Raw genomic sequence first — 22,032 nt, 5'->3', positions numbered from 1 at the left:
TGTACGACTTATCCGATCAGTGTGCCGAGTGAGATGTGCGTCACCGTGCGTTGAAGTACTTGGCTTCGGGGTGGTGGATCAGGATGGCGTCGGTGGACTGTTCGGGGTGGAGCTGGAACTCCTCGGACAGGTGGACGCCGATGCGTTCCGGTTGGAGCAGGTCGGCGATCTTGGCGCGGTCCTCCAGGTCGGGGCAGGCGCCGTAGCCGAGGGAGAACCGGGCGCCCCGGTACTTCAGGGCGAACATGTCCTCGATGTCGGCGGGGTCCTCGCCGGCGAAGCCGAGTTCGGCGCGTACCCGGGCGTGCCAGTACTCGGCGAGTGCCTCGGCCAGCTGGACCGACAGGCCGTGCAGTTCGAGGTAGTCGCGGTAGGCGTTGGCCTCGAACAGCTTCGCGGTCTCCTCGCCGATGCGTGAGCCGACGGTGACGACCTGGAAGCCGACGACGTCGGTCTCGCCCGATTCCTGGGGGCGGAAGAAGTCGGCCAGGCACAGCCGCCGGCCCCGGCGCTGGCGGGGGAAGGTGAAGCGGGTGCGTTCGTTGCCGTGCTCGTCCAGGATGATCAGGTCGTCGTCCTTGGACACGCAGGGGAAGTAGCCGTAGACCACGGCGGCTTCGAGGAGGTTGTCGGTCTGGAGCCGGTCCAGCAGGCCGCGCAGCCTGGGGCGGCCCTCGCTCTCCACGAGTTCCTCGTAGGTGGGGCCCTCGCCGGTGCGGGCCTGCTTCAGGCCCCACTGGCCCTTGAACAGGGCGCCCTCGTCCAGCCAGCTGGCGTAGTCCTTGAGCGGGATGCCCTTGACGATCCGGGTGTCCCAGAACGGCGGGGCGGGCACGGGGTTGTCGGTGGCGACGTCGGAGCGGACGGCGCCCTGCTCCGGCTTCTCGTCCGCCTGCGCGGTGGCCGTGGCGCGGACCCGGCGCTGGCGCAGTTCGGGGAGTTTGGCTCCGGGGACGCCGCGCTTGACGCCGATCAGGGCGTCCATCAGGTGCAGGCCCTCGAAGGCGTCGCGGGCGTAGCGGACCTCGCCCTCGTAGATCTCGTGCAGGTCCTGTTCGACGTAGGCGCGGGTGAGGGCGGCGCCGCCGAGGATGACGGGGAAGCGGGTGGCCAGGCCGCGCTGGTTGAGCTCCTCCAGGTTCTCCTTCATGATCACGGTGGATTTGACCAGGAGGCCGGACATGCCGATGACGTCGGCGCGGTGTTCCTCGGCGGCCTCCAGGATCGCGGAGACCGGCTGCTTGATGCCGAGGTTGACCACGTTGTAGCCGTTGTTGGACAGGATGATGTCGACCAGGTTCTTGCCGATGTCGTGGACGTCGCCGCGGACGGTCGCCAGCACGATCGTGCCCTTGCCCTCGGCGTCCGACTTCTCCATGTGCGGTTCCAGGTAGGCCACCGCGGTCTTCATCACCTCGGCGGACTGGAGCACGAACGGCAGCTGCATCTGCCCGGAGCCGAACAGCTCGCCGACGACCTTCATGCCGTCCAGCAGCGTGTCGTTGACGATATCCAGCGCAGGGCGGTCCTGGAGCGCCGCGTCGAGGTCGGCCTCCAGGCCGTTGCGCTCGCCGTCGATGATCCGCCGCTTGAGCCGCTCCTCCAGCGGCAGCGCGGCCAGTTCCTCGGCCTTGCCCGCCTTCAGCGACTTCGCCGTGGCGCCCTCGAACAGCTGCATGAGCTTCTGCAGCGGGTCGTAGCCGTCGCTCCGGCGGTCGTAGATCAGGTCGAGGGCGGTGGTGACCTCCTCCTCGCTGAACCGGGCGATGGGCAGGATCTTGCTGGCGTGCACGATCGCCGAGTCCAGTCCCGCCTTGACGCACTCGTCGAGGAACACCGAGTTCAGCAGGATGCGGGCGGCCGGGTTCAGGCCGAAGGAGATGTTCGACAGCCCCAGCGTGGTCTGCACCGCCGGGTGGCGCCGCTTCAGCTCCCGGATCGCCTCGATGGTGGCGATGCCGTCCTTGCGGGACTCCTCCTGACCGGTGCAGATGGTGAAGGTCAGGGTGTCGATGAGGATGTCCTCCTCGCGGATGCCCCAGTTCCCCGTCAGGTCCGCGATCAGCCGCTCCGCGATCTCGACCTTCTTCTCCGGGGTGCGGGCCTGGCCCTCCTCGTCGATGGTCAGCGCGATCAGCGCCGCGCCGTGCTCCCGCGCCAGCCGGGTCACCTGCGCGAACCGGGAATCGGGACCGTCGCCGTCCTCGTAGTTCACCGAGTTGATCACGGCGCGGCCGCCGAGCTTCTCCAGGCCCGCGCGGATCACGGCGACCTCGGTGGAGTCCAGCACGATCGGCAGCGTGGAGGCGGTGGCGAAACGGCCCGCCAGCTCCTCCATGTCCGCCACACCGTCCCGGCCCACGTAGTCCACGCACAGGTCGAGCATGTGCGCGCCCTCGCGGATCTGCTCCCGGGCCATCTCGACGCAGTCGTCCCAGCGGCCCTCCAGCATCGCCTCGCGGAACTTCTTCGAGCCGTTGGCGTTGGTCCGCTCACCGATGGCCAGGTAGGAGGTGTCCTGCCGGAAGGGGACGGACTGGTAGAGGGAGGCGGCACCCGGTTCGGGGCGGGGGTCGCGCTCGGTCGGGGTCACGCCCCGGACGCGTTCGACGACCTGGCGCAGGTGCTCGGGCGTGGTGCCGCAGCAGCCGCCGACCAGCGACAGGCCGTACTCGCGGACGAAGGTCTCCTGCGCGTCGGCCAGCTCGGGGGCCGACAAGGGGTAGTGGGCGCCGTCCTTGCCGAGGACCGGCAGACCCGCGTTCGGCATGCAGGACAGCGGGACGCGGGCGTTGCGGGCCAGGTAGCGCAGGTGCTCGCTCATCTCGGCGGGGCCGGTGGCGCAGTTCAGGCCGATCATGTCGATGCCCAGCGGCTCCAGCGCGGTCAGGGCCGCGCCGATCTCCGAGCCCAGCAGCATGGTGCCGGTGGTCTCGACCGTCACCGACACGATGACCGGCACGTCCAGACCGAGGGCCTCGATGCCGCGCCGGGCGCCGAGGACGGCGGCCTTGGTCTGGAGCAGGTCCTGGGTGGTCTCCACCAGCAGCGCGTCGGCGCCGCCGGTGAGCAGACCCTCGGCGTTGCGCTGGTAGGCATCGCGCAGGGTGGCGTAGGGGGCGTGGCCCAGGGTGGGCAGCTTGGTGCCGGGGCCCATCGAGCCGAGCACCCAGCGGGGCCGGCCGTCCCGCGCGGTGAACTCGTCGGCGGTCTCCCGGGCCACCCGGGCTCCCGCCTGCGACAGCTCGTGGACCCGGTCCGGGATGTCGTACTCGCCGAGCGCGGAGTGGTTGGCGCCGAACGTGTTGGTCTCGACGCAGTCCACGCCGACGGCGAAGTACGCCTCGTGGACCGAGCGGACGATGTCGGGGCGGGTCAGGTTGAGGATCTCGTTGCAGCCTTCGAGGTTCTCGAAGTCCTCGAGGGTGGGCTCCTGGGCCTGGAGCATCGTGCCCATGGCTCCGTCGGCGACCACCACACGGGTGGCGAGCGCCTCGCGGAGCGCGGACACACGGGCCCGGCTGTCGGCGGAAGGGGACGTTGGCGACGAGGCCATGTAAGGGCTCCCTGGGATGCGACGGCTGTCGGCTATGCGGCTTCCCCGGACGGGCGGGGCTTGCCGCACGGCGTCAGGGTAACCGGAGGTCGGCTTGGATGGGCACCACGTCCACGAGACGGACGCGAGTGGCCGGAATGTCACCCAGGCATCACGTGTGATGTAACAGGTGGCGTCCGACCATTAGCGGGAGGTCGGCATGGACCGGTAGTGTTCGGCATTGCCGAACGGTGACTGCGTGCTACGCAGTCGAAGGGGACGGAGGCAGGACGGCGATGGCACGGAACATCCAGTCGCTCGAACGGGCGGCGGCGATGCTGCGGCTGCTCGCGGGCGGCGAACGGCGGCTGGGGCTGTCGGACATCGCCTCGTCGCTGGGTCTCGCCAAGGGCACCGCCCACGGCATCCTGCGCACCCTCCAGCAGGAGGGGTTCGTGGAGCAGGACGACGCCTCCGGCCGCTACCAGCTGGGCGCGGAGCTGCTGCGCCTGGGCACCACCTATCTGGACGTGCACGAGCTGCGCGCCCGGGCCCTGGTGTGGGCGGACGACCTGGCCCGCTCCAGCGGGGAGAGCGTGTACCTGGGGGTGCTGCACCAGCAGGGGGTGCTGATCGTGCACCACGTCTTCCGGCCCGACGACAGCCGGCAGGTGCTGGAGATCGGGGCCATGCAGCCGCTGCACTCCACGGCGCTGGGCAAGGTGCTCTCGGCGTACGACCCGGTGGCGCACAGCGAGGCGCTGGAGGCGGACCGCAAGTCCTTCACCGACCGCACGGTGTGCGACACCGCCGGCTTCGAGCACATCCTCGACCTCACGCGCGCGCGTGGCTACGCGGCCGACGTGGAGGAGACCTGGGAGGGCGTGGCGTCGATCGCCGCGCCGATCCACGACCGGCGCCGCATGCCGGTGGGCGCGGTCGGCATCACCGGAGCGGTGGAGCGGCTGTGCCGGGAGGGCGAGCTGCGCCCGGAGCTGATCGCGGCGGTGCGGGACTGCGCCCGCGCGGTCTCCCGGGACCTGGGCGCCGGGCGGTTCTGAGGCAGGCCGCGGCAGGCCGTCGCGCGAGGCGCGCGCGTACGGGAACAGCCGGGACGTCAGGCGACGTTCCGGCCGTCGTTCTACCCCGAAACGGACAAAAAACCCGCTATCGTACGTCCGAACCCGAAGATCGATAACCCGCGGCGATCAATAACGATCCTGTTTTCGATAACGGAACTCTTGACGTGCGCGTAACGCGGAACAAGACTCCCGTCCATCGGTCGGCATTGTCGAACACCTACCGGCAATACGCGCTAGAGTGTGACAACGCCAAGGGCCGGCATCGCTCTCACCCACGAGGGCGCCAGAACCACCGGAGGGACCCGGGGTTCGGCTACCCCTGGACGAAGGACAAAGGAGTCGCGGGTGTCCAGCTCCGACATCTTCATCGGCGAGACCATCGGTACCGCCATACTCATCCTGCTCGGCGGCGGTGTCTGTGCCGCCGTCACGCTGAAGGCCTCCAAGGCCCGCAACGCCGGTTGGCTCGCCATCGCCTTCGGGTGGGGCTTCGCCGTCATGACGGCCGCGTACATCTCCGGACCGCTGTCCGGCGCGCACCTCAACCCGGCCCTCACCGTCGCCCTGGCCATCAAGGACGGCGACTGGAGCAACGTCCCGACCTACTTCGCCGGTCAGCTGCTGGGCGCCCTCATCGGCGCCGCCCTGGTGTGGGTCGCCTACTACGGCCAGTTCCTCGCCCACCTGACGGACAAGGAGATCGTCGGCGGCCCCGGCGCGCAGGCCACCTCGGCCAAGGCCGTCGAGGCACAGGAGAAGGGCGCCGGCCCGGTCCTCGGCATCTTCTCCACCGGTCCGGAGATCCGGAACGTGGCGCAGAACCTCGCCACGGAGATCATCGGCACCTTCGTGCTGGTCCTCGCCGTCCTCACCCAGGGCCTGAACGACCAGGGCAACGGCCTCGGCGTCCTCGGCGGTCTGATCACCGCGCTCGTGGTGGTGTCCATCGGCCTGTCGCTGGGCGGTCCGACGGGCTACGCGATCAACCCGGCCCGCGACCTCGGCCCGCGCATCGTGCACGCCCTGCTGCCGCTGCCCAACAAGGGCGGTTCCGACTGGTCCTACGCCTGGATCCCGGTGGTCGGTCCGCTGGCCGGCGGCGCGATCGCGGCGGGCGTCTACAACCTCGCCTTCGCCTAGGAAGCTTGCGGAAAGCACCGAGTCTTCGCGCGCACGCCGTACGCACAGCCCCATCACCACGGACTTCCAGGAGCACACAGTGACCGACGCCCACACCGCAGGCCCCTTCATCGCGGCGATCGACCAGGGCACCACCTCCTCCCGCTGCATCGTCTTCGACCGGGACGGCCGCATCGTCGCCGTCGACCAGAAGGAGCACGAGCAGATCTTCCCCAAGCCCGGCTGGGTCGAGCACGACGCCAACGAGATCTGGACCAACGTCCAGGAGGTCGTCGCCGGTGCCGTCGCCAAGGCCGGCATCACCCGGGACGACATCAAGGCCATCGGCATCACCAACCAGCGCGAGACCACCGTGCTGTGGGACAAGAACACCGGTGAGCCCGTCCACAACGCCATCGTCTGGCAGGACACCCGCACCGACGCCCTGTGCCGGGAACTGGGCCGCAACGTCGGCCAGGACCGCTTCCGCCGGGAGACCGGCCTGCCGCTCGCGTCGTACTTCGCCGGGCCCAAGGCCCGCTGGCTGCTCGACAACGTCGAGGGCCTGCGCGAGCGCGCCGAGGCCGGCGACATCCTCTTCGGCACCATGGACACCTGGGTCATCTGGAACCTGACCGGCGGTGTCGACGGCGGCCGGCACGTCACCGACGTCACCAACGCCTCGCGCACCCTGCTGATGAACCTGCACACGATGCGCTGGGACGACAAGATCTGCGAGTCCATCGGCGTGCCGGAGCGGATCCTGCCCGAGATCCGCTCCTCCGCCGAGGTCTACGGCGAGATCAGCGGCGGCCGGCTGGGCGAGCTGCTCGGCGGCGTCCCGGTCGCCTCCGCGCTCGGCGACCAGCAGGCGGCCCTTTTCGGCCAGTGCTGCTTCTCCGAGGGCGAGACCAAGTCGACCTACGGCACCGGCACCTTCATGGTGATGAACACCGGCGAGAAGATCATCAACTCCTACGCCGGTCTGCTCACCACCGTCGGCTACAAGATCGGCGACCAGCCGACCGTGTACGCCCTGGAGGGCTCGATCGCCGTCACCGGCTCGCTGGTGCAGTGGATGCGCGACCAGATGGGCCTGATCTCCACCGCCGCCGAGATCGAGACGCTCGCGCTCTCCGTCGAGGACAACGGCGGCGCCTACTTCGTGCCGGCCTTCTCCGGCCTGTTCGCCCCGCACTGGCGCTCCGACGCGCGCGGGGTGATCGCCGGCCTGACCCGGTACGTGACCAAGGCGCACCTCGCGCGCGCCGTCCTCGAAGCCACCGCCTGGCAGACGCGGGAGATCGCCGACGCCATGGTGAAGGACTCCGGCGACGAGCTGGTGACCCTCAAGGTGGACGGCGGCATGACCGCCAACAACCTGCTGATGCAGACCCTGGCCGACGTCCTGGACGCGCCGGTGGTGCGGCCGATGGTCGCCGAGACCACCTGCCTCGGCGCCGCCTACGCCGCCGGTCTCGCCGTCGGCTTCTGGTCCAGCACCGACGACCTGCGCGCCAACTGGCGCCGGGCCGCCGAATGGACCCCCCGCATGGACGCGGAGACCCGCGCCCGTGAGTACAAGAACTGGCTCAAGGCCGTCGACCGGACCATGGGCTGGCTCGACGACGAGAGCTGAGCGGTTCATCCGGCTCAGTCAGCTCTGACGAGGAGTAAGTACCCGACATGACCAGTCAGTCCACCCTGCAGTCCGTGCCTGCCCTGGGGACGCGCCCGGCCTCCGGCTCCAACCCGAGCCGCGCCGAGACCAGGGAGCAGCTCTCCAAGGCGTCGTACGACCTTCTTGTGATCGGCGGCGGCATTCTGGGCATCTCCACCGCCTGGCACGCCGCGCAGTCCGGGCTCAGGGTGGCCCTGGTCGACGCCGGCGACTTCGCCGGCGCCACCTCCTCCGCCTCCTCCAAGCTGCTCCACGGCGGCCTGCGTTACCTGCAGACCGGCGCGGTGAAGCTGGTGGCGGAGAACCACTTCGAGCGCCGGGCGGTCTCCCGCCAGGTGGCCCCCCACCTGGCGAACCCGCTCACCTTCTACCTGCCGGTGTACAAGGGCGGCCCGCACGGCGCGGCCAAGCTCGGCGCGGGCGTCTTCGCCTACTCCGCGCTGTCCGCGTTCGGCGACGGCGTCGGCCACCTGCTCTCGCCGGCCAAGGCGGCGCAGGACGTGCCCGAGCTGCGCACCGAGAACCTCAAGGCCGTGGCCGTGTACGGCGACGACCAGATGAACGACGCGCGCATGGCGCTGATGACGGTCCGCGCGGCCGTGGAGGCGGGCGCGGTCGTCCTCAACCACGCCGAGGTCACCGGGCTGCGCTTCACCCGGGGCCGGGTGACCGGGGCGGAGCTGAGGGACCGGCTGTCCGGCGAGGAGTTCGGTGTGAACGCCCGCCTGGTGCTGAACGCGACCGGCCCGTGGGTCGACCACCTGCGCAGGATGGAGGACCCGAACGCGGCGCCGTCCATCCGGCTGTCCAAGGGCGCGCACCTGGTCCTGAAGCGCACCTCCCCCTGGAAGGCCGCGCTCGCCACGCCCATCGACAAGTACCGCATCACCTTCGCCCTCCCCTGGGAGGACATGCTGCTGCTCGGCACCACCGACGAGGAGTACGAGGGCGACCCGGCGGACGTTTCGGTCAACGACAAGGACATAGCCCAGATCCTGGACGAGGCCGCGTTCTCCGTCCGGGACCAGCAGCTGCGGCGCGAGCTGATCACCTACGCGTTCGCCGGGCTGCGGGTGCTGCCGGGCGGCCCCGGCGACACCGCCAAGGCCAAGCGGGAGACCGTGGTGACCGAGGGCAGGGGCGGCATGCTGTCGGTCGCGGGCGGCAAGTGGACGACGTTCCGCCACATCGGCCGCACGATCATGAAGAAGCTGGAGGCGCTGCCCGGCCACCCGCTCGGCGACGACTTCGAACCGATCTCCTCGCTGCCGAAGAAGCTGCCGCTGCCCGGTGTCGCCAACCCGCGCGCGGTCGCCCACCGGCTGCTGGTCGACGCTCCGGCGCCCGGCCCGCGCATGGCCGCCGACACCGCCAAGCACCTGGCCACCCACTACGGTTCGCTGGCCTTCGACATCGCCCGGCTGGCGAACGAGAACCCGGAGCTGGCCGAGCGCGTCCACCCCGACGCCCCCGAGATCTGGGCGCAGGTGGTCTGGGCCCGCGACCACGAGTGGGCCGAGACCCCGGACGACGTGCTGCGCCGCCGCACCACGCTGACCATCCGGGGCCTGGCCACGGACGAGGTCCGGGCGAAGGTCCGGGAGGTCCTGGACGGCAAGTGAGTCCGGCGCGCCCGCGTGTTCCCCGGTGGCGAACGGGGCAGTGATCCGTTCACTCCCCCGTGCAAGGGGGCTGCGGGCGCCCCCGCGGGACGCCGTAAGGTTGGTGGGTCAAGCGAGGGCACGTCGGAAGGAGGCACTGGGTGATCGAGCTGGAGGGGGTTCCCGAGCTGATCGACCCAGTCATGGTGGCCGCGTTCGAGGGCTGGAACGATGCCGGCGACGCCGCCTCCACGGCGGTCGCGCACCTGGAACGCGAATGGAAGGGCGAGGTGTTCGCGGCGTTGGACGCCGAGGACTACTACGACTTCCAGGTGAACCGTCCCACGGTGTTCATGGACGGCGGTGTGCGCAAGATCACCTGGCCGACGACGCGGTTGTCGGTGGTCCGGGTCGGCGGCGACAAGCCGCGCGACCTGGTGCTGGTCCGGGGCATCGAGCCGTCCATGCGGTGGCGTTCGTTCTGCAACGAGCTGCTCGGCTTCGCGCACGAGCTGGGCGTGGAGCTGGTGGTCATCATGGGCGCCCTGCTCGGTGACACCCCGCACACGCGCCCGGTCCCGGTCAGCGGGGTCACGTCCGACCCGGACCTGGCCCGCCGCATGGATCTGGAGGAGACCAAGTACGAGGGTCCGACGGGCATCGTCGGCGTCCTTCAGGAGGCGTGCACGCACGCGGGCGTCCCGGCGGTCTCGCTGTGGGCGGCCGTGCCGCACTACGTCTCCCAGCCGCCCAACCCGAAGGCCACACTGGCGCTGCTCAACCGCCTGGAGGACCTGCTGGACCTGCGGATCCCGCAGGGCGAGCTGCCCGAGGACGCGCGGGCCTGGCAGGTGGGCGTGGACCAGCTGGCGGCCGAGGACAGCGAGGTCGCCGAGTACGTCCAGACGCTGGAGGAGGCCCGGGACACCGCGGAGCTGCCGGAGGCGTCCGGTGAGGCGATCGCCCGGGAGTTCGAGCGGTATCTGCGGCGCCGGGACGTGGGTCCTCCGGGCGGGAAGCCGAGGCCGCCCGCCGCCGGCGGTCCGGCCGACGCGGACGAGGACGGCCCGGAGGGCTGAGGCGACGAGAAGGAGGGGCGGTTCCCCGGCCGGGGAACCGCCCCTCCTTCTCGTACCGTCGCGTCGCGGTGTCTACAGGGCCACGCCCAGCAGCGCGTCCACCGCGCGCGTCACCAGGCCCGGGGCGCCCGTGTCCGTGCCGCCCGCTTCCTCCTGCCGGGCCGCCCAGCGGTCCACCGCGGCGAGGGCGGCGGGGGCGTCCAGGTCGTCGGCGAGGGCCTCGCGGATCTCCTCCACCAGGGCGTCGGCCGAGGGGCCGTCGGGGCGGGAGACCGCCGCGCGCCAGCGGCCGAGGCGGGCCACGGCGTCCTGGAGGACCTGGTCGGTCCACTCCCAGTCGGCCCGGTAGTGGTGGGCCAGCAGGGCGAGGCGGATGGCGGCGGGGTCGACGCCGTCGCGGCGCAGCCGGGAGACGAAGACGAGGTTGCCCTTGGACTTGGACATCTTCTCGCCGTCCAGGGCGACCATGCCGGCGTGCACGAACGCCTTGGCCATGGGGAACTCGCCGGTGAGCACCTGGGCGTGCGAGGCGCCCATCTCGTGGTGCGGGAAGGCGAGGTCGGAGCCGCCGCCCTGCACGTCGAAGCCCATGCCGAGGTGGTCCAGGGCGATGGCCACGCACTCGATGTGCCAGCCGGGGCGGCCCCGGCCGAGCGAGCCGCCGTCCCAGCTGGGCTCGCCCTCGCGGGCCGCCATCCACAGCATCGGGTCCAGCGGGTTCTTCTTGCCCGGGCGGTCCGGGTCGCCGCCGCGTTCGGCGGACAGCAGCCGCATGGCGGCGGCGTCCAGGTGCGAGACCTTGCCGAAGTGCGGGTCGGACTCGACGGAGAAGTAGATGTCGCCGTCCAGCTCGTAGGCCGCGCCGATGTCACGCAGCCGCTCGACGAGCGGGACGATGCCGGGTATGGCCTCGACCGCGCCGATGTAGTGCCGGGGCGGGAGCATCCGCAGGGCGGTCATGTCCTCGCGGAAGAGGGCCGTCTCCTTCTCGGCGAGGGCGACCCAGTCGACGTTGTCCCGCTCGGCCCGCTCCAGCAGCGGATCGTCGACGTCGGTGACGTTCTGGACGTAGTGGACCTGCCGCTTGGTGTCGAGCCACACGCGCTGAACCAGGTCGAACGCGTTGTAGGTCGCCGCGTGACCCATGTGGGTCGCGTCGTACGGCGTGATGCCGCAGACGTAGATGCGGGCGACGGGACCGGGGTCGAGGGTGACCAGACCGCCGGTCGCGGTGTCGTGGATCCTCAGGTCGCGGCCCTGACCAGGCAGGGCGGGGACCTCGGAAGCGGGCCAGGCATGCATGTACATGAGCCTAACCGGCCCCGCCCCGCCTGTACGAACGGGATCCGGCCGGTTGACCGGTTCCGTGTTCTTGAACATCGGCGCGGTGTGTGCGGGGTCCGGCCGGCGCTCACCCCGCGTGGCCGGCCGGGCGCTCAGCGGGGCGGCCCGGCCGCTCGTACGGGGGCCGCTCCGCGGATGCTCATACCGGGGGCCAGGGGATGGCGGGCCAGTCGCCGCCCGGCTCGGGGTGCCGACCGGAGGTGAGCAGCGCGTCGACCCGCGCGCGCGTGGCGTCGACCTCGGCCGTCGTGATCAGCGTGGCCAGCCGTGCGCCCAGCGGGCCGTCCAGGGCGTCCCGCAGTCCCTTGAGGACGCCGACGGCCTCCTCCGGCAGGGGTTCGCCCGCCCAGCCCCACAGCAGGGTGCGCAGCTTGCCGTCCACGTTGAAGGTGACGCCGTGGTCGATGCCGTAGAGCCGGCCGTCGGCGGTGGGCAGCAGGTGGCCGCCCTTGCGGTCGGCGTTGTTGATGACCGCGTCCAGGACGGCGAGCCGGCGCAGCCGCGCGTCGTCGGCGTGCACCAGCAGCGCGGTGCGGCCCTCGCCGACATCGGCGAACCCGACCGCCTTCCAGCCCGGCTCCGGTTCCTCGCCGTCGACCAGGGCGAGCAACTCGGCCTCGGGGTGGACGTCGATCCACAGCTGGCACATGCCCTCGCCGTACGGGCCCTCGCGCAGCACGGTGGGCGGCACCAGGCCCCAGCCGGTGGCCTCGGACACCTCATAGGCGGCCACCTCGCGGCCCGCCAGGGTGCCGTCGGGGAAGTCCCACAGGGGGCGCTCCCCGGCGACCGGCTTGTACACGCAGGAGGCCTGGCGGCCGTCGAGGGCGACCGTGCAGAACAGGGCCGCGTTGGACGCCTCGCGGATCCGCCCGCGTACGGTCAGCTCACCCCGGGCGAGCAGTTCGGCCGGGTTCGCATCGGGCGTCACGCTCCGCGGCGGTATCCGTTCTGGCGCGGACATACGTGTCCTTCCGGATCGAGCGGGAGGCTGCACAGCGGGCACGGCGGCCGCCCGGCGTTGACGACGTCGAGGGCGCGCTTGGCGAAGGCCCGGGCCTGCGCGCCGGTCAGCCGGACCCGCAGCATCGGGGGTCCGTTCTCCTCGTCCTGGAGCAGGCGCTCCTCGGCCTCGGCGAGGTCTTCCTCGTTGTCGGCGTCCAGCTCGACCAGCGCCTGGGCCTCGACGATCATGCGCTGGTCCTCGCCGTCCCAGGCCAGGGCCATGGTGCCGACGCGGAACTCCTCCTCGATGGGAGTGTCGAGCGGTGCGGTGTCGGTGATCTCGGCGGGGGCGACGGCGGGGACGGCGGCGCTGCCGCCACTACGCCGTACGACCTCGTCCAGCAGTTCGTCCATGCGCTCGGCGAGCGCGGCCACCTGGGTCTTCTCCAGGGCCACGCTGGTCACCCGGGAGCCTGCGATGGCCTGGAGGAAGAACGTACGGCGCCCGGGCAGTCCGACCGTGCCGGCCACGAAGCGGTCCGGCTGGTCGTAGAGGAACACCTGACGGGACACGTCCTGTCTCCATAAAGTCGTGGTTTCGAGAGGTTCGGCGGTTGGCCGTACGGGAAAGCGAACGGGATGGGTCGCCTCACCCTACTGCGGCCGACGATCACGGTGCGCCCGCACCGCCTCCGACCGGTGCGTCACCCTCGCCGGGTTCCTCACGTGGGACGAGCGAAGCGAAGTCCCCGGTGTCGCCGAGACGGACGAGATACGGCCGGAGCCGGGTGTAGCGGATCGCGGTGACGGAGCAGGGTTCGACGGAGATCCGCTGGAAGAGGTCGAGGTGCAGGCCGAGGGCGTCGGCCACGAGGGACTTGATGATGTCGCCGTGCGAGCACATCAGGTAGACGGCGTCGGCGCCGTGGTCGCGCTCCACGCGCGCGTTCCACTCGCGTACGGCCTCGGCGGCGCGGGTCTGCATGGCCCGCATGGACTCGCCGCCGGGGAAGGCGGCGGCGGACGGGTGGGACTGTACGACCTCCATCAGCGGCTCGTCCTTCAGCTCGGCGAGCTTGCGGCCGGACCAGTCGCCGTAGTGGCACTCACCGATCCGCTCGTCGGTGTGGGAGCGCAGGCCGGGGCGGGCCTCCAGCAGCGGGCGCACGGTTTCCTGGCAGCGCTGCAGGGGGCTCGCGACCACCTCGGAGATCGGCAGTCCGGCGAGCCGGCCGGGCAGCGCGGCGGCCTGCGCGGCGCCGCGCTCGTCCAGGGCGACGCCGGGCGTCCACCCGGCGAGCAGGCCCGAGGTGTTGGCGGTGGAGCGTCCGTGCCTTACGAGGATCAGCGTGGGCATGCGGCAAGGGTAGGCGCATGGGGAAGTGCGCCGTTGACCGGGCGAAGGGAGAATGCGCTCCGTGATCGTCGACTGCGCCGTCTACCGGCACGGGCACCGCAGCGAGGGGCCCGCGGACCTGTCCGACGCGCTCGCCGGGGCCAGGGCCGCGGGCGGCTTCGTGTGGATCGGCCTGTACGAGCCCTCCGAGCGGGAGTTCGACCTGGTCAGCCAGGAGTTCGGGCTGCATCCGCTGGCCGTGGAGGACGCCCTGAAGGCACATCAGCGGCCGAAGCTGGAGGTGTACGACGACTCGCTGTTCATGGTGCTGAAACCGGTGGTGTACGAGCCCGAGAGCGACACGGTCTCGGCCGGTGAGGTGATGGTCTTCGTCGGGGAGAGTTTCGTGGTGACGGTGCGCCACGGGGAGGGTTCGCCGCTGGCGGCCGTGCGGCAGCGGCTGGAGCAGGAGCCCGAGATGCTGGACAAGGGTCCCACCGCCGTGCTGTACGCGATCGCCGACGCCACCGTGGACCATTATCTGGAGGTGGCGACGGAGCTGCAGAACGACCTGGACGAGCTGGAGGCGGAGGTGTTCCGGCCGGACACCGGCGGGTCCCGCAACACCGCGTCCCGGATCTACACCTTCAAGCGGCAGATCCTGGAGTTCCGCCGGGCGACCGGCCCGCTGGCGCTGCCGCTGGCCCGGCTGGCCGGCAGCGGCCCGCTGGGCAACTCGGTGCCGTTCGTGCACGACGAGTCCCGGCCCTTCTTCCGGGACGTGGGCGACCACCTCACGCGCGTGAACGAGTCCGTGGAGGCCCTGGACCGGCTGGTCTCGGACATCCTGTCGGCGCACCTGGCGCAGATGAGCGTCCGGCAGAACGACGACATGCGGAAGATCTCGTCGTGGGCGGCGATGGCGGCGGTGCCGACGATGATCGCGGGGATCTACGGCATGAACTTCGACCACATGCCCGAGCTGCACTGGCTGTGGTCGTACCCGGCGGTGATCGTGGTGATGGCCGCGCTGGAGGTCCTGTTGTACCGGCTGTTCAAGCGACGCGGCTGGCTGTGAGCGGGTCCGGGCGGCGCGGCTGGTTGTGAGACCGGTTCACGCGGCTTCGGGTGCGGGGGGCGGGGGGACGCCGAGGGCGGCGCGGCGCTCGGGGGAAGAAGCCGGGAAAGAAGGGCGCCGAGGGTCGTAACCGTGTGGCGTCCGGGGCGTTGTTCCCGGTGACGGCCGTGGCGGGGAAGACCCCCGAGCCCCCACCACGGCCGTAAAAGTCCCCTCCGCGGTGCCTCGCTCACGCCAGTCCGGCACGCTCCAGGGCCTCGCTGCCGGCCCGCAGGGAGGCGAGCCGCTCCTCGAGTGTGAAGCCGGCCGGGGCCAGGCTGAGGGTGGTGACCCCGGCGGCGGCATAGGCCTTCATCCGGTCGGCGATCCGGTCGACGGAGCCCAGCAGCGTCGTCCGGTCGATGAGGTCCTGCGGCACCGCGGCGGCGGCGCCCTGCTTGTCCCCGGACAGGTACTTCCGCTGGATCTCGGCAGCCGCCTCCTCGTAGCCCATGCGCTGGGCCAGCTGGTTGTAGAAGTTCTGCTTGGCGCTGCCCATGCCGCCGACGTACAGCGCGGTGTACGGGCGGAAGGTGTCGGCGAGCCGGGCCACGTCCTTGTCGTCGCCGAGGGCGATCGGCAGGGTCGGGCACACGTCGAACCCCTCCAGCGTCAGCCCCGCCTTCTCCCGTCCGGCGCGCAGGTACGTGATCGTGGTCTCCTCCAGGTGCTCGGCGGAGGGGAAGATCAGCAGCGCGCCGTCGGCGATCTCGCCGGTCTGCTCCAGGTTCTTCGGGCCGATGGCGGCGATGTAGAGCGGGATGTGCTCGCGCTGCGGGTGCACGGTCAGCTTGATCGGCTTGCCGGGGCCGCCGGGCAGCGGCAGCGTCCAGTGCTCGCCCTCGAACGTCAGCCGCTCCCGGGTCATCGCCTTGCGGACGATCTCCACGTACTCGCGGGTGCGGGCCAGCGGCTTGTCGAACTTCACGCCGTACCAGCCCTCGGAGACCTGCGGGCCGGACACGCCGAGACCGAGCCGGAACCGGCCGCCGGAGAGCGAGTCGAGCGTGGCCGCGGTCATCGCCGTCATCGCGGGCTGGCGGGCCGGGATCTGGAAGATGGCCGAGCCGACGTCGATGCGCTCGGTCTGCGCGGCGACCCAGCTGAGCACGGTGGCCGCGTCGGAGCCGTACGCCTCGGCGGCCCAGCACACCGCGTAGCCCAGCCGGTCGGCCTCCTGCGCCACGGCCAGGTTGTCGCCGTCCATTCCGGCACCCCAGTAACCGAGGTTGATCCCGAGCTGCATGCGCGATTCCCCTTACCCGTGAGTAACGTGCTTGTGGGGCAGACCTTAGCGCGGGGAGGGGGCGGGAGGGCAGGGCGGTGGCGGACGGGCGGAGGGGTCCCGTGCCTCTTCGGGAGGGGAGGGCGGGGGTCGTCCCCTTCGGGGGTGGTTATCCACAGGCAACCCATCGCACCGGTTCTGGCCAGTAATCTCGCCCGCATGGAGCAGAGGCATCTCGGCCGTACCGGCCTGCGCGTGTCCCGGATCGGACTCGGCACCCTCACCTGGGGGCGGGACACCGACGAGCACGACGCCGCTGACATGCTGAAGACGTTCTGGGAGGCCGGCGGCACCCTCGTCGACACCGCCGACGTGTACGGCGACGGGGAGGCGGAGTATCTGCTCGGGCGGCTCATGGACGAGCTGGTGCCCCGCCGGGATCTGGTCATCTCCACCAAGGCCGGCAGCGTGCCCGACCCCCAGCGCCGCTTCGACGGCTCCCGGGGCCATCTGCTCGCCGCCCTCGACGCCTCCCTGGTCCGCCTCGGCACGGAGTACGTCGACCTGTGGCACATCCACGCCTACGACACCGAGACCCCGCTGGAGGAGACGCTCCAGGCCCTCGACCTGGCGGTGAGCAGCGGCCGGGCCCGGTACGCCGGTGTCTCGAACTTCTGCGGCTGGCAGCTGGCCAAGGCGGCCACCTGGCAGCTCGCGGCGCCGGGCACCCGTACCCGGCTGGCCAGCACGCAGATGGAGTACTCGCTGCTCCAGCGCGGTGTGGAGCGCGAGGTGCTGCCGGCCGCGCTCGACCTCGGCGTGGGTCTGCTGCCGTCCTCGCCGCTCGGCCGGGGCGTGCTCACCGGGAAGTACCGGCACGCCACTCCGCCGGATTCGCGCGGTGCCTCCGAGGACCTCGCGCCGTTCGTCGAGCCGTACCTGGACGACACCGCGACCCGCATCGTGGACGCGGTGACGACGGCGGCCGACGGGCTCGCGGTCACCCCGCTCCAGGTGGCGCTGGCATGGGTGCGGGACCGGCCTGGGGTGGCCGCGCCGATCGTCGGGGCGCGCACCGCGCAGCAGCTCACGGCGGCGTTGTCAGTGGAGGCCCTTAGTCTTCCTGACGAGATCTGCCGGGCGCTGGACGATGTGTCGGCGCCCGTGCACCGCTATCCCGATCACGACTGGAGCACGCTGTGAGCACGGAGCCGGAGACCACGGAGGAAGCCGGGCCGGGGACGCCGGACACCCGTGGAACACGGGAGGGAGGCGCCGGGACGAGCGCCGACGGGAACGCCGACGCGGGTACGGAGGACGTCGGCGCCGTCGAGGACGCCGGTGCCGCCGAGGGTACCGGTGCCTCCGAGGAGGACCGTACCCCTGAGGACGCCGGTGCGTCAGGGGGCGACGGTTCCTCGGAAGGTGCCGAGGGTGCCGCCGGGGAGGGCGCGGGCGACGCGGGCGCGTTGTCCGAGGCGGAGGCCGAGCTGGCCGCGCAGCGGATCGAGCGGGAGCGGATCGAGCGGCGCAAGGCCGAGAGGAAGGGCCCGATCGCCGGCGGCACCAAGCTCAGCGGCAAGGCGGCCGACCTGCTCGCGGCGGTCCGGGCGGTGGAGAGCGGCGAGAAGCCGGTGGCCGCGGTGTTCGCCGAGCCGGCCCCGGCTCCGCGCCGCCCCGCGCCGGAACCGGTGCGCCGGCCCCAGCCCGCCCCCGCCCCCGTCGCGCCCGCCGCTCCCGCGCCGGAGACCGTCGACGCCGTGCGCCGGGTGCTGGCCGAGGGCGGCGCGCCGGACACCCTGGCCCCCCAGGCGGCCGCGGTGCTCGGCGAGGGCGCCGACGCCGCGCTCCGGGAGGACCCCTGGCAGCTGCTCCGGGTCGGCGGGGTACGGCCGGAGCAGGCCGACGGCTTCGCGCGGGCGCTGCTCGGGCCGGACTGCGGCCCGGACGACGCGCGGCGCGGCCGGGCGGTGACGGTCTGGCTGCTGGAGCAGGCGGCCGTGGCCGGGCACACCGCCCTGGAGCTGCCCGCGCTCACCGCGGCGCTCGGCCGGCAGGGCGTGCCGGACCCGGACGCGGCGGTGCAGGACACGCTCGCCGAGGGTGAGGCGCTGGCGTTCCAGGACGCCCTGGAGGAGCCCGGCGCGCCCGCGCCCCAGGACACCGACGAGGAGCAGGAGCGGCCGGTCCGGGTCCTGGTCGGTCTGGAGCGGTACGCCCTGGCGGAGGAGAGCCTCGCCGACGGCCTGGCCCGGCTGGCCAACTCCGGGCCCGAGGAGGCCGGGCAGGCGTGGGAGACGGTCGCGGCCGGGCTGTCCGGCGGCGCGGCCGAGCTGGCCCGCGCGGTCGCGGGACACGGGCTGGTACTGCACACCGGCGGCGAGGCGGCCCGCGCGGAACCGGCCGCGCTGCTCGCCGCCGCCCGCGCGGCGGGCCTGCGGGCCTACGCCGCCTGCCACACCCCGAACGGCCGCGGCCGCCTGACGGCACATCTGGAAGCGGCTTCCGGGCGGGCGGGCGAAGCCACGGGACGGCCGGTGGCTGATCCGGCGCGGCAGGGCGAAGCCACGGGACGGCCGGGCGGGCACCCGGGCCCGCCGGCCGTGGAGCCCGGTGACCACGGGGTCGTCACCGTTTCCGGGCTGCTGGCCGGGGCCGAGGGGCCCGGGCGGGACGCCGACGGGGCCCTGGAGGTCGATCTGCTGATCGTGCTGGACGCGCCGCAGCTCGATGTGGAGAGCGCCGCGATGCTGGTGGAGTCGTTGCCCGACGGGGCGCGGCTGGTGCTCAGCGGTGACCCCGGGGTGCTGTGGTCGGCCGGGCCGGGCCGGGTCTTCGCCGACCTGCTCGCGGCCCGGGTCTGCCCGCAGGCCGTCTCCCGCGTCCCGGACCCCGGCCCGCTGGGCGAGCTGGTCTCCGGCATCGGCGTCGGCGAGCTGAACCAGGTCGCCGCCCCCGGCAAGGAGATCGTCATCGTGCCGGTGCGGGACGCGGGCGAGGCGGTGCACCGGACGGTGCAGCTGGTGGCGGACTCGGTGCCGCGGGCGATCGGCGTCCCCGCCGACCAGACAGTGGTGATCACGCCGGGTCACGGCGGCGCCGCGGGTACCCGCGCCCTCAACTCCGCGCTGAAGCAGCGCCTCAACCCCGGTCCCGGCCGGTTCGGCGGCTTCGACCCCGGTGACCGGATCGTCTACTCCCCCGCGCCGGGGCGTACGGTGCCGGGCGTGGTGGTGAAGGCCGACGCCGACGGGCTGCACCTGTCGTGTGCCGGCGCCCCGGTCGTCGTACCGCGGGAGCGGGTGGAGGGCGGTGTCCGGCACGGCTGGGCGCTCACGGCGCACCAGGCGGTGGGCGCCCGCTGGCCGGCGGCGGTCGTGGTGCTGCCCGGTGACGCGGCGCGGGCGCTCAGCCGCCCGTGGGTGTACACGGCGTTCGGCCGGGCGGAACGGCATCTGTCCGTGGTGCACGGCGTGGAGCAGGCCCTGCCGAAGGCGGTCGCGGAGGTCCCGGCCAAGCCCCGCACCACCCGCCTGGGGACCCTGCTGCGCACGCAGGTGCCGGCGAGCTGACCCCGCCCTCGCGGGCATCCGGCGGTGCCGTACCGGGCCCGGCCCGCACGGCACCGCCGGACCCGTCTCACTTGTCGGCGTCGAGCGGCTCCAGTTCCTCCTCGTCGTCCCCGACGAAGTCCAGCTCGTCCTCGTCCTCGTCGTCGGAGGCGTCGTCGTCGAAGACGGCGCTCACGTCGAAGCGGCACACCACCGCTTGCGGATCGATGTGCTCGAACGGCGCCGCCAGCCACTCCCCGGCCTCCGGCGGTTCCTCCGCCGCCGTGACCCAGAGCGTGGAGTCGCCCTCCTCCAGGCCGAACTCCTTGTGCCGGGAGGCGATCTCGTCCGGTTCGAACTCGCCGAACAGGGTCCCCAGCGCGCCGGGGACGCTCGCGGCGGCCCCGTCCTCGTCCCCGCCGTCGTCGTAGTCCGCCGCCTCGACCCGCTGGGCCTGGGCCAGCAGCCGCTGGGGTTCCGCCACGGTGTAGTCGCGGCGGATCAGCACACTGATGGCATGGGGTTCCCCGGGCCCGGCGTACGGCGGCAGTGTGTCCTCGGCGCCGGGGATCTCGAAGGGCGTGACCTCGTCGTAGCGGTCGTAGAGCAGCTCGTCGTACGCCTCGGCGGCTGCGGCCAGCTGGTTGAACGCCTCGGAGACGGCCGGGTCGTCCTCCCCCGACCTGCGTTCGATCGCAGCCAGATGACGGTCGAGCGCGGTCTTGACCGCCTCGGCGGCGGCGCGTACCTCGGCAGCGGTGGGCTGCGCAGCATCAGACATAGTGCAGACGCTATCCGTACCGGGCACCAGCCCGCACAATAGATGCGATGCCGGAATACGAATTTGTCGACGTGTACGTACCTCGCGGGGTCTCCCGCAAGGAGGCGACGCGTCTGCTGACGGACCATGCCGAGTACGGACACTGGGAGTTGGACCGACTGAGTCTGTTGCGCGACGGCAGTCGCAAGGTGCGGCTGCGCCGGCGGATCATCCGCCAGGTGCGAGCCACATGGTGAGACCGGCGCCGGGGCCGGGCACCTACGGAGCGGGCCCCGCCGGCATGGCGGGGCCCGCTCCGTTCTCCGCTCGCCGCTGTGCGGTCACCCTGTACCGGTCACCGCGGCGCGATCATCGCGCGGCGCGGGCCTTGCGGTAGAGGACCGTACCGGCGAGCAGCGCGCCGGCGCCGACCGGGAGCGCGATGCCGAGCGGCACGTCACCGCCGGTGTGGGCGAGTTCACCGCCGGTCCGCGGCTGGAGCGGGCGGCCCGCCTCCGCCGTGACCTGGGAGCCGCCGCGGGGGCCGGAGCCGTGCTCGGCCGGCGGGGTGCCCGGGCCGGGGCGGCCGGGCTGACCGGGCTCACCCGGCCGTCCGGGCTCACCGGGGTCGCCCGGCTCCCCCGGCTTGCCCGGCTTCCCCGGCTTCCCCGGGTCGCTCGGTTTCTCGGGCTCACCCGGACCTCCCGGGCGGCCCGGTCCTCCCGGCTCTCCCGGTCCTCCCGGCCTTTCCGGCTTCGCGGGCGGGTTGCCGTGCCCCCCGTCATTGGCGCAGTCGTTGCCCGTCGTGGTGTTGCCCACACCGACGACGTCGACACTGTTGCCGCACACGTTCACCGGGATGTCGACCGGCACCTGCACGGTGTTGCCGGATCCGACGCCCGGCGAGCCGCCGGTGCGACCGTCCGCGCGCGAGCCGCCGGAGCCGCTGCCTGCGGAGCCGCCCGGCCGGTTGCCCGAAGTGCCGCCGTGGTGGGCGCACTTGTTGCCCACCGACGGGTTGAGCAGCCCGACGACGTTCACGGTGTTGCCGCAGATGTTCACCGGAGCGTGCACCGGTGCCTGCACGGTGTTGCCGGACAGTACGCCGGGTGAGTTCCCGGCGGCGCCCCCGGCGCCCGAGTCGGCGTGTGCGTGGCCGGTCGCGGCGGCGATCACGCCGGTCGCGGCGGCCATGGTCATGAGGCCTTTGCGCGTGCCCTCACGCATGCTGGATTCCCCCCTGCCTTCGTGCTTTCGTTCTCCGGAAAGCCGGTCGGCCCCGGAGCGCATGGCACGCGCTCCGGGGCCGACGGCTCGTAAAGGACGCCCCTCAGGGAGCCTGCGTCACTTGTTGATGCAGACGTTGCCGAAGGCGGGGTTCAGGACGCCGACCACGTCGATCGTGTTGCCGCACACGTTCACCGGGACGTGGATGGGAGCCTGCACGACGTTGCCGGACGCGACACCCGGGGAGTTCAGGGCGGCACCCTGAGCACCGGAGTCGGCGACGGCGAGGCCCGCACCCGCGAGAACCAGACCACCGGTGGCGGCCGCAGCTGCGACGACCTTCTTGATCATTCTTCCTCCTAGTTGGCAATGCGACCCCAAGGCGCGGGATCACATCAGATGCAACGAGGAGGAACTAATGAAGCTACGA

General features: G+C 72.3%; 18 protein-coding genes. 9 read left to right on the top strand and 9 right to left on the bottom strand.

Annotation, left to right across the window (positions count from 1 at the left end):
• Nucleotides 1-40 precede the first annotated feature (40 nt).
• Entirely contained in the window at nucleotides 41-3,556 is a 3,516-nt protein-coding gene (metH, locus tag ACSURM_RS29145) for a methionine synthase (RefSeq protein ID WP_436958768.1), read from the bottom strand.
• A gap of 275 nt (nucleotides 3,557-3,831) precedes the next feature.
• On the opposite strand from metH, the gene ACSURM_RS29140 reads away from it, so the two are divergent.
• The 5 genes from ACSURM_RS29140 to ACSURM_RS29120 all read left to right on the top strand — a co-directional run bounded on the left by ACSURM_RS29140 (nucleotide 3,832) and on the right by ACSURM_RS29120 (nucleotide 10,097).
• Nucleotides 3,832-4,596: an IclR family transcriptional regulator gene (locus tag ACSURM_RS29140; RefSeq protein WP_436958767.1), complete on the top strand. Its 765-nt coding sequence runs from the start codon at nucleotides 3,832-3,834 to the stop codon at nucleotides 4,594-4,596.
• A gap of 366 nt (nucleotides 4,597-4,962) precedes the next feature.
• Nucleotides 4,963-5,757, top strand: coding sequence for an MIP/aquaporin family protein (locus ACSURM_RS29135; protein WP_436958766.1), 795 nt, complete (start codon nucleotides 4,963-4,965; stop codon nucleotides 5,755-5,757).
• A gap of 79 nt (nucleotides 5,758-5,836) precedes the next feature.
• A complete protein-coding gene (gene glpK / locus ACSURM_RS29130; RefSeq protein WP_436958765.1) occupies nucleotides 5,837-7,375 on the top strand; it encodes a glycerol kinase GlpK in 1,539 nt (512 codons plus the stop codon).
• Nucleotides 7,376-7,422: 47 nt separating this feature from the next.
• A complete protein-coding gene (locus tag ACSURM_RS29125) occupies nucleotides 7,423-9,039 on the top strand; it encodes an FAD-dependent oxidoreductase (protein WP_436958764.1) in 1,617 nt (538 codons plus the stop codon).
• A gap of 140 nt (nucleotides 9,040-9,179) precedes the next feature.
• Nucleotides 9,180-10,097 (top strand): PAC2 family protein, encoded by a 918-nt coding sequence (locus tag ACSURM_RS29120; RefSeq protein WP_436958763.1) that lies wholly within the window; start codon nucleotides 9,180-9,182, stop codon nucleotides 10,095-10,097.
• 72 nt (nucleotides 10,098-10,169) lie between these two features.
• On the opposite strand, the gene mshC is transcribed toward ACSURM_RS29120, so the two are convergent.
• The 4 genes from mshC to ACSURM_RS29100 form a co-directional block, all read right to left on the bottom strand.
• A complete protein-coding gene (mshC, locus tag ACSURM_RS29115) occupies nucleotides 10,170-11,399 on the bottom strand; it encodes a cysteine--1-D-myo-inosityl 2-amino-2-deoxy-alpha-D-glucopyranoside ligase (RefSeq protein ID WP_436958762.1) in 1,230 nt (409 codons plus the stop codon).
• A gap of 181 nt (nucleotides 11,400-11,580) precedes the next feature.
• Nucleotides 11,581-12,405, bottom strand: a complete 825-nt coding sequence (locus tag ACSURM_RS29110) for an SCO1664 family protein (protein ID WP_436958761.1) — start codon at nucleotides 12,403-12,405, stop codon at nucleotides 11,581-11,583.
• The gene (locus tag ACSURM_RS29105; protein WP_189996152.1) at nucleotides 12,369-12,959 is read right to left on the bottom strand and encodes a DUF3090 domain-containing protein; all 591 of its coding nucleotides are present in this window, start codon (nucleotides 12,957-12,959) and stop codon (nucleotides 12,369-12,371) included. The genes ACSURM_RS29110 and ACSURM_RS29105 overlap by 37 nt, the downstream gene beginning before the upstream one ends.
• A gap of 97 nt (nucleotides 12,960-13,056) precedes the next feature.
• Nucleotides 13,057-13,743 carry a histidine phosphatase family protein gene (locus ACSURM_RS29100; RefSeq protein WP_359045017.1) on the bottom strand — a complete coding sequence of 229 codons (687 nt, stop codon included), beginning with the start codon at nucleotides 13,741-13,743 and terminating at the stop codon, nucleotides 13,057-13,059.
• 61 nt (nucleotides 13,744-13,804) lie between these two features.
• Between ACSURM_RS29100 and corA the strand changes: the two genes are divergently transcribed.
• The gene (corA, locus tag ACSURM_RS29095; protein WP_436958760.1) at nucleotides 13,805-14,800 is read left to right on the top strand and encodes a magnesium/cobalt transporter CorA; all 996 of its coding nucleotides are present in this window, start codon (nucleotides 13,805-13,807) and stop codon (nucleotides 14,798-14,800) included.
• Between the two features lie 229 nt (nucleotides 14,801-15,029).
• Here the strand turns inward: corA and ACSURM_RS29090 are convergent, their stop codons facing one another.
• Nucleotides 15,030-16,085 (bottom strand): LLM class F420-dependent oxidoreductase, encoded by a 1,056-nt coding sequence (locus ACSURM_RS29090; RefSeq protein ID WP_436958759.1) that lies wholly within the window; start codon nucleotides 16,083-16,085, stop codon nucleotides 15,030-15,032.
• Between the two features lie 198 nt (nucleotides 16,086-16,283).
• Here ACSURM_RS29090 and ACSURM_RS29085 point away from each other — a divergent pair, with 198 nt between their 5' ends.
• Nucleotides 16,284-17,267 (top strand): aldo/keto reductase, encoded by a 984-nt coding sequence (locus ACSURM_RS29085; RefSeq protein WP_436958758.1) that lies wholly within the window; start codon nucleotides 16,284-16,286, stop codon nucleotides 17,265-17,267.
• Entirely contained in the window at nucleotides 17,264-19,636 is a 2,373-nt protein-coding gene (locus tag ACSURM_RS29080; RefSeq protein ID WP_436958757.1) for a helix-hairpin-helix domain-containing protein, read from the top strand. Before ACSURM_RS29085 ends, ACSURM_RS29080 begins: the two co-directional genes overlap by 4 nt.
• Before the next feature lie 67 nt (nucleotides 19,637-19,703).
• On the opposite strand, the gene ACSURM_RS29075 is transcribed toward ACSURM_RS29080, so the two are convergent.
• The gene (locus ACSURM_RS29075) at nucleotides 19,704-20,396 is read right to left on the bottom strand and encodes a hypothetical protein (protein ID WP_436958756.1); all 693 of its coding nucleotides are present in this window, start codon (nucleotides 20,394-20,396) and stop codon (nucleotides 19,704-19,706) included.
• A 47-nt stretch (nucleotides 20,397-20,443) separates the two neighbouring features.
• Between ACSURM_RS29075 and ACSURM_RS29070 the strand changes: the two genes are divergently transcribed.
• Complete coding sequence (locus ACSURM_RS29070) at nucleotides 20,444-20,632, top strand: DUF5703 family protein (RefSeq protein ID WP_043407302.1); 189 nt, start codon at nucleotides 20,444-20,446, stop codon at nucleotides 20,630-20,632.
• Between the two features lie 112 nt (nucleotides 20,633-20,744).
• Here the strand turns inward: ACSURM_RS29070 and ACSURM_RS29065 are convergent, their stop codons facing one another.
• Nucleotides 20,745-21,602, bottom strand: a complete 858-nt coding sequence (locus tag ACSURM_RS29065) for a chaplin (RefSeq protein ID WP_436958755.1) — start codon at nucleotides 21,600-21,602, stop codon at nucleotides 20,745-20,747.
• A gap of 117 nt (nucleotides 21,603-21,719) precedes the next feature.
• A complete protein-coding gene (gene chpH, locus ACSURM_RS29060) occupies nucleotides 21,720-21,953 on the bottom strand; it encodes a chaplin ChpH (RefSeq protein WP_436958754.1) in 234 nt (77 codons plus the stop codon).
• Nucleotides 21,954-22,032 lie beyond the last annotated feature (79 nt).

It is taken from the genome of Streptomyces sp. SudanB182_2057, from assembly GCF_964272715.1.
Lineage (GTDB): Bacteria > Actinomycetota > Actinomycetes > Streptomycetales > Streptomycetaceae > Streptomyces > Streptomyces rubradiris.
The sequence above is the reverse complement of the archived record's forward strand: the minus strand, read 5'-3'. Positions and strand labels throughout refer to the sequence as shown.

Bases quoted from the DNA above. Each gene is read 5' to 3' on its own strand.
- metH (WP_436958768.1), bottom strand. From the start codon at position 3,556: ATGGCCTCGTCGCCAACGTCCCCTTCCGCCGACAGCCGGGCCCGTGTG.
- ACSURM_RS29140 (WP_436958767.1), top strand. From the start codon at position 3,832: ATGGCACGGAACATCCAGTCGCTCGAACGGGCGGCGGCGATGCTGCGG.
- ACSURM_RS29125 (WP_436958764.1), top strand. From the start codon at position 7,423: ATGACCAGTCAGTCCACCCTGCAGTCCGTGCCTGCCCTGGGGACGCGC.
- mshC (WP_436958762.1), bottom strand. From the start codon at position 11,399: ATGCATGCCTGGCCCGCTTCCGAGGTCCCCGCCCTGCCTGGTCAGGGC.
- ACSURM_RS29110 (WP_436958761.1), bottom strand. From the start codon at position 12,405: ATGTCCGCGCCAGAACGGATACCGCCGCGGAGCGTGACGCCCGATGCG.
- ACSURM_RS29100 (WP_359045017.1), bottom strand. From the start codon at position 13,743: ATGCCCACGCTGATCCTCGTAAGGCACGGACGCTCCACCGCCAACACC.
- ACSURM_RS29090 (WP_436958759.1), bottom strand. From the start codon at position 16,085: ATGCAGCTCGGGATCAACCTCGGTTACTGGGGTGCCGGAATGGACGGC.
- ACSURM_RS29085 (WP_436958758.1), top strand. From the start codon at position 16,284: ATGGAGCAGAGGCATCTCGGCCGTACCGGCCTGCGCGTGTCCCGGATC.
- ACSURM_RS29075 (WP_436958756.1), bottom strand. From the start codon at position 20,396: ATGTCTGATGCTGCGCAGCCCACCGCTGCCGAGGTACGCGCCGCCGCC.
- ACSURM_RS29070 (WP_043407302.1), top strand. From the start codon at position 20,444: ATGCCGGAATACGAATTTGTCGACGTGTACGTACCTCGCGGGGTCTCC.
- ACSURM_RS29065 (WP_436958755.1), bottom strand. From the start codon at position 21,602: ATGCGTGAGGGCACGCGCAAAGGCCTCATGACCATGGCCGCCGCGACC.
- chpH (WP_436958754.1), bottom strand. From the start codon at position 21,953: ATGATCAAGAAGGTCGTCGCAGCTGCGGCCGCCACCGGTGGTCTGGTT.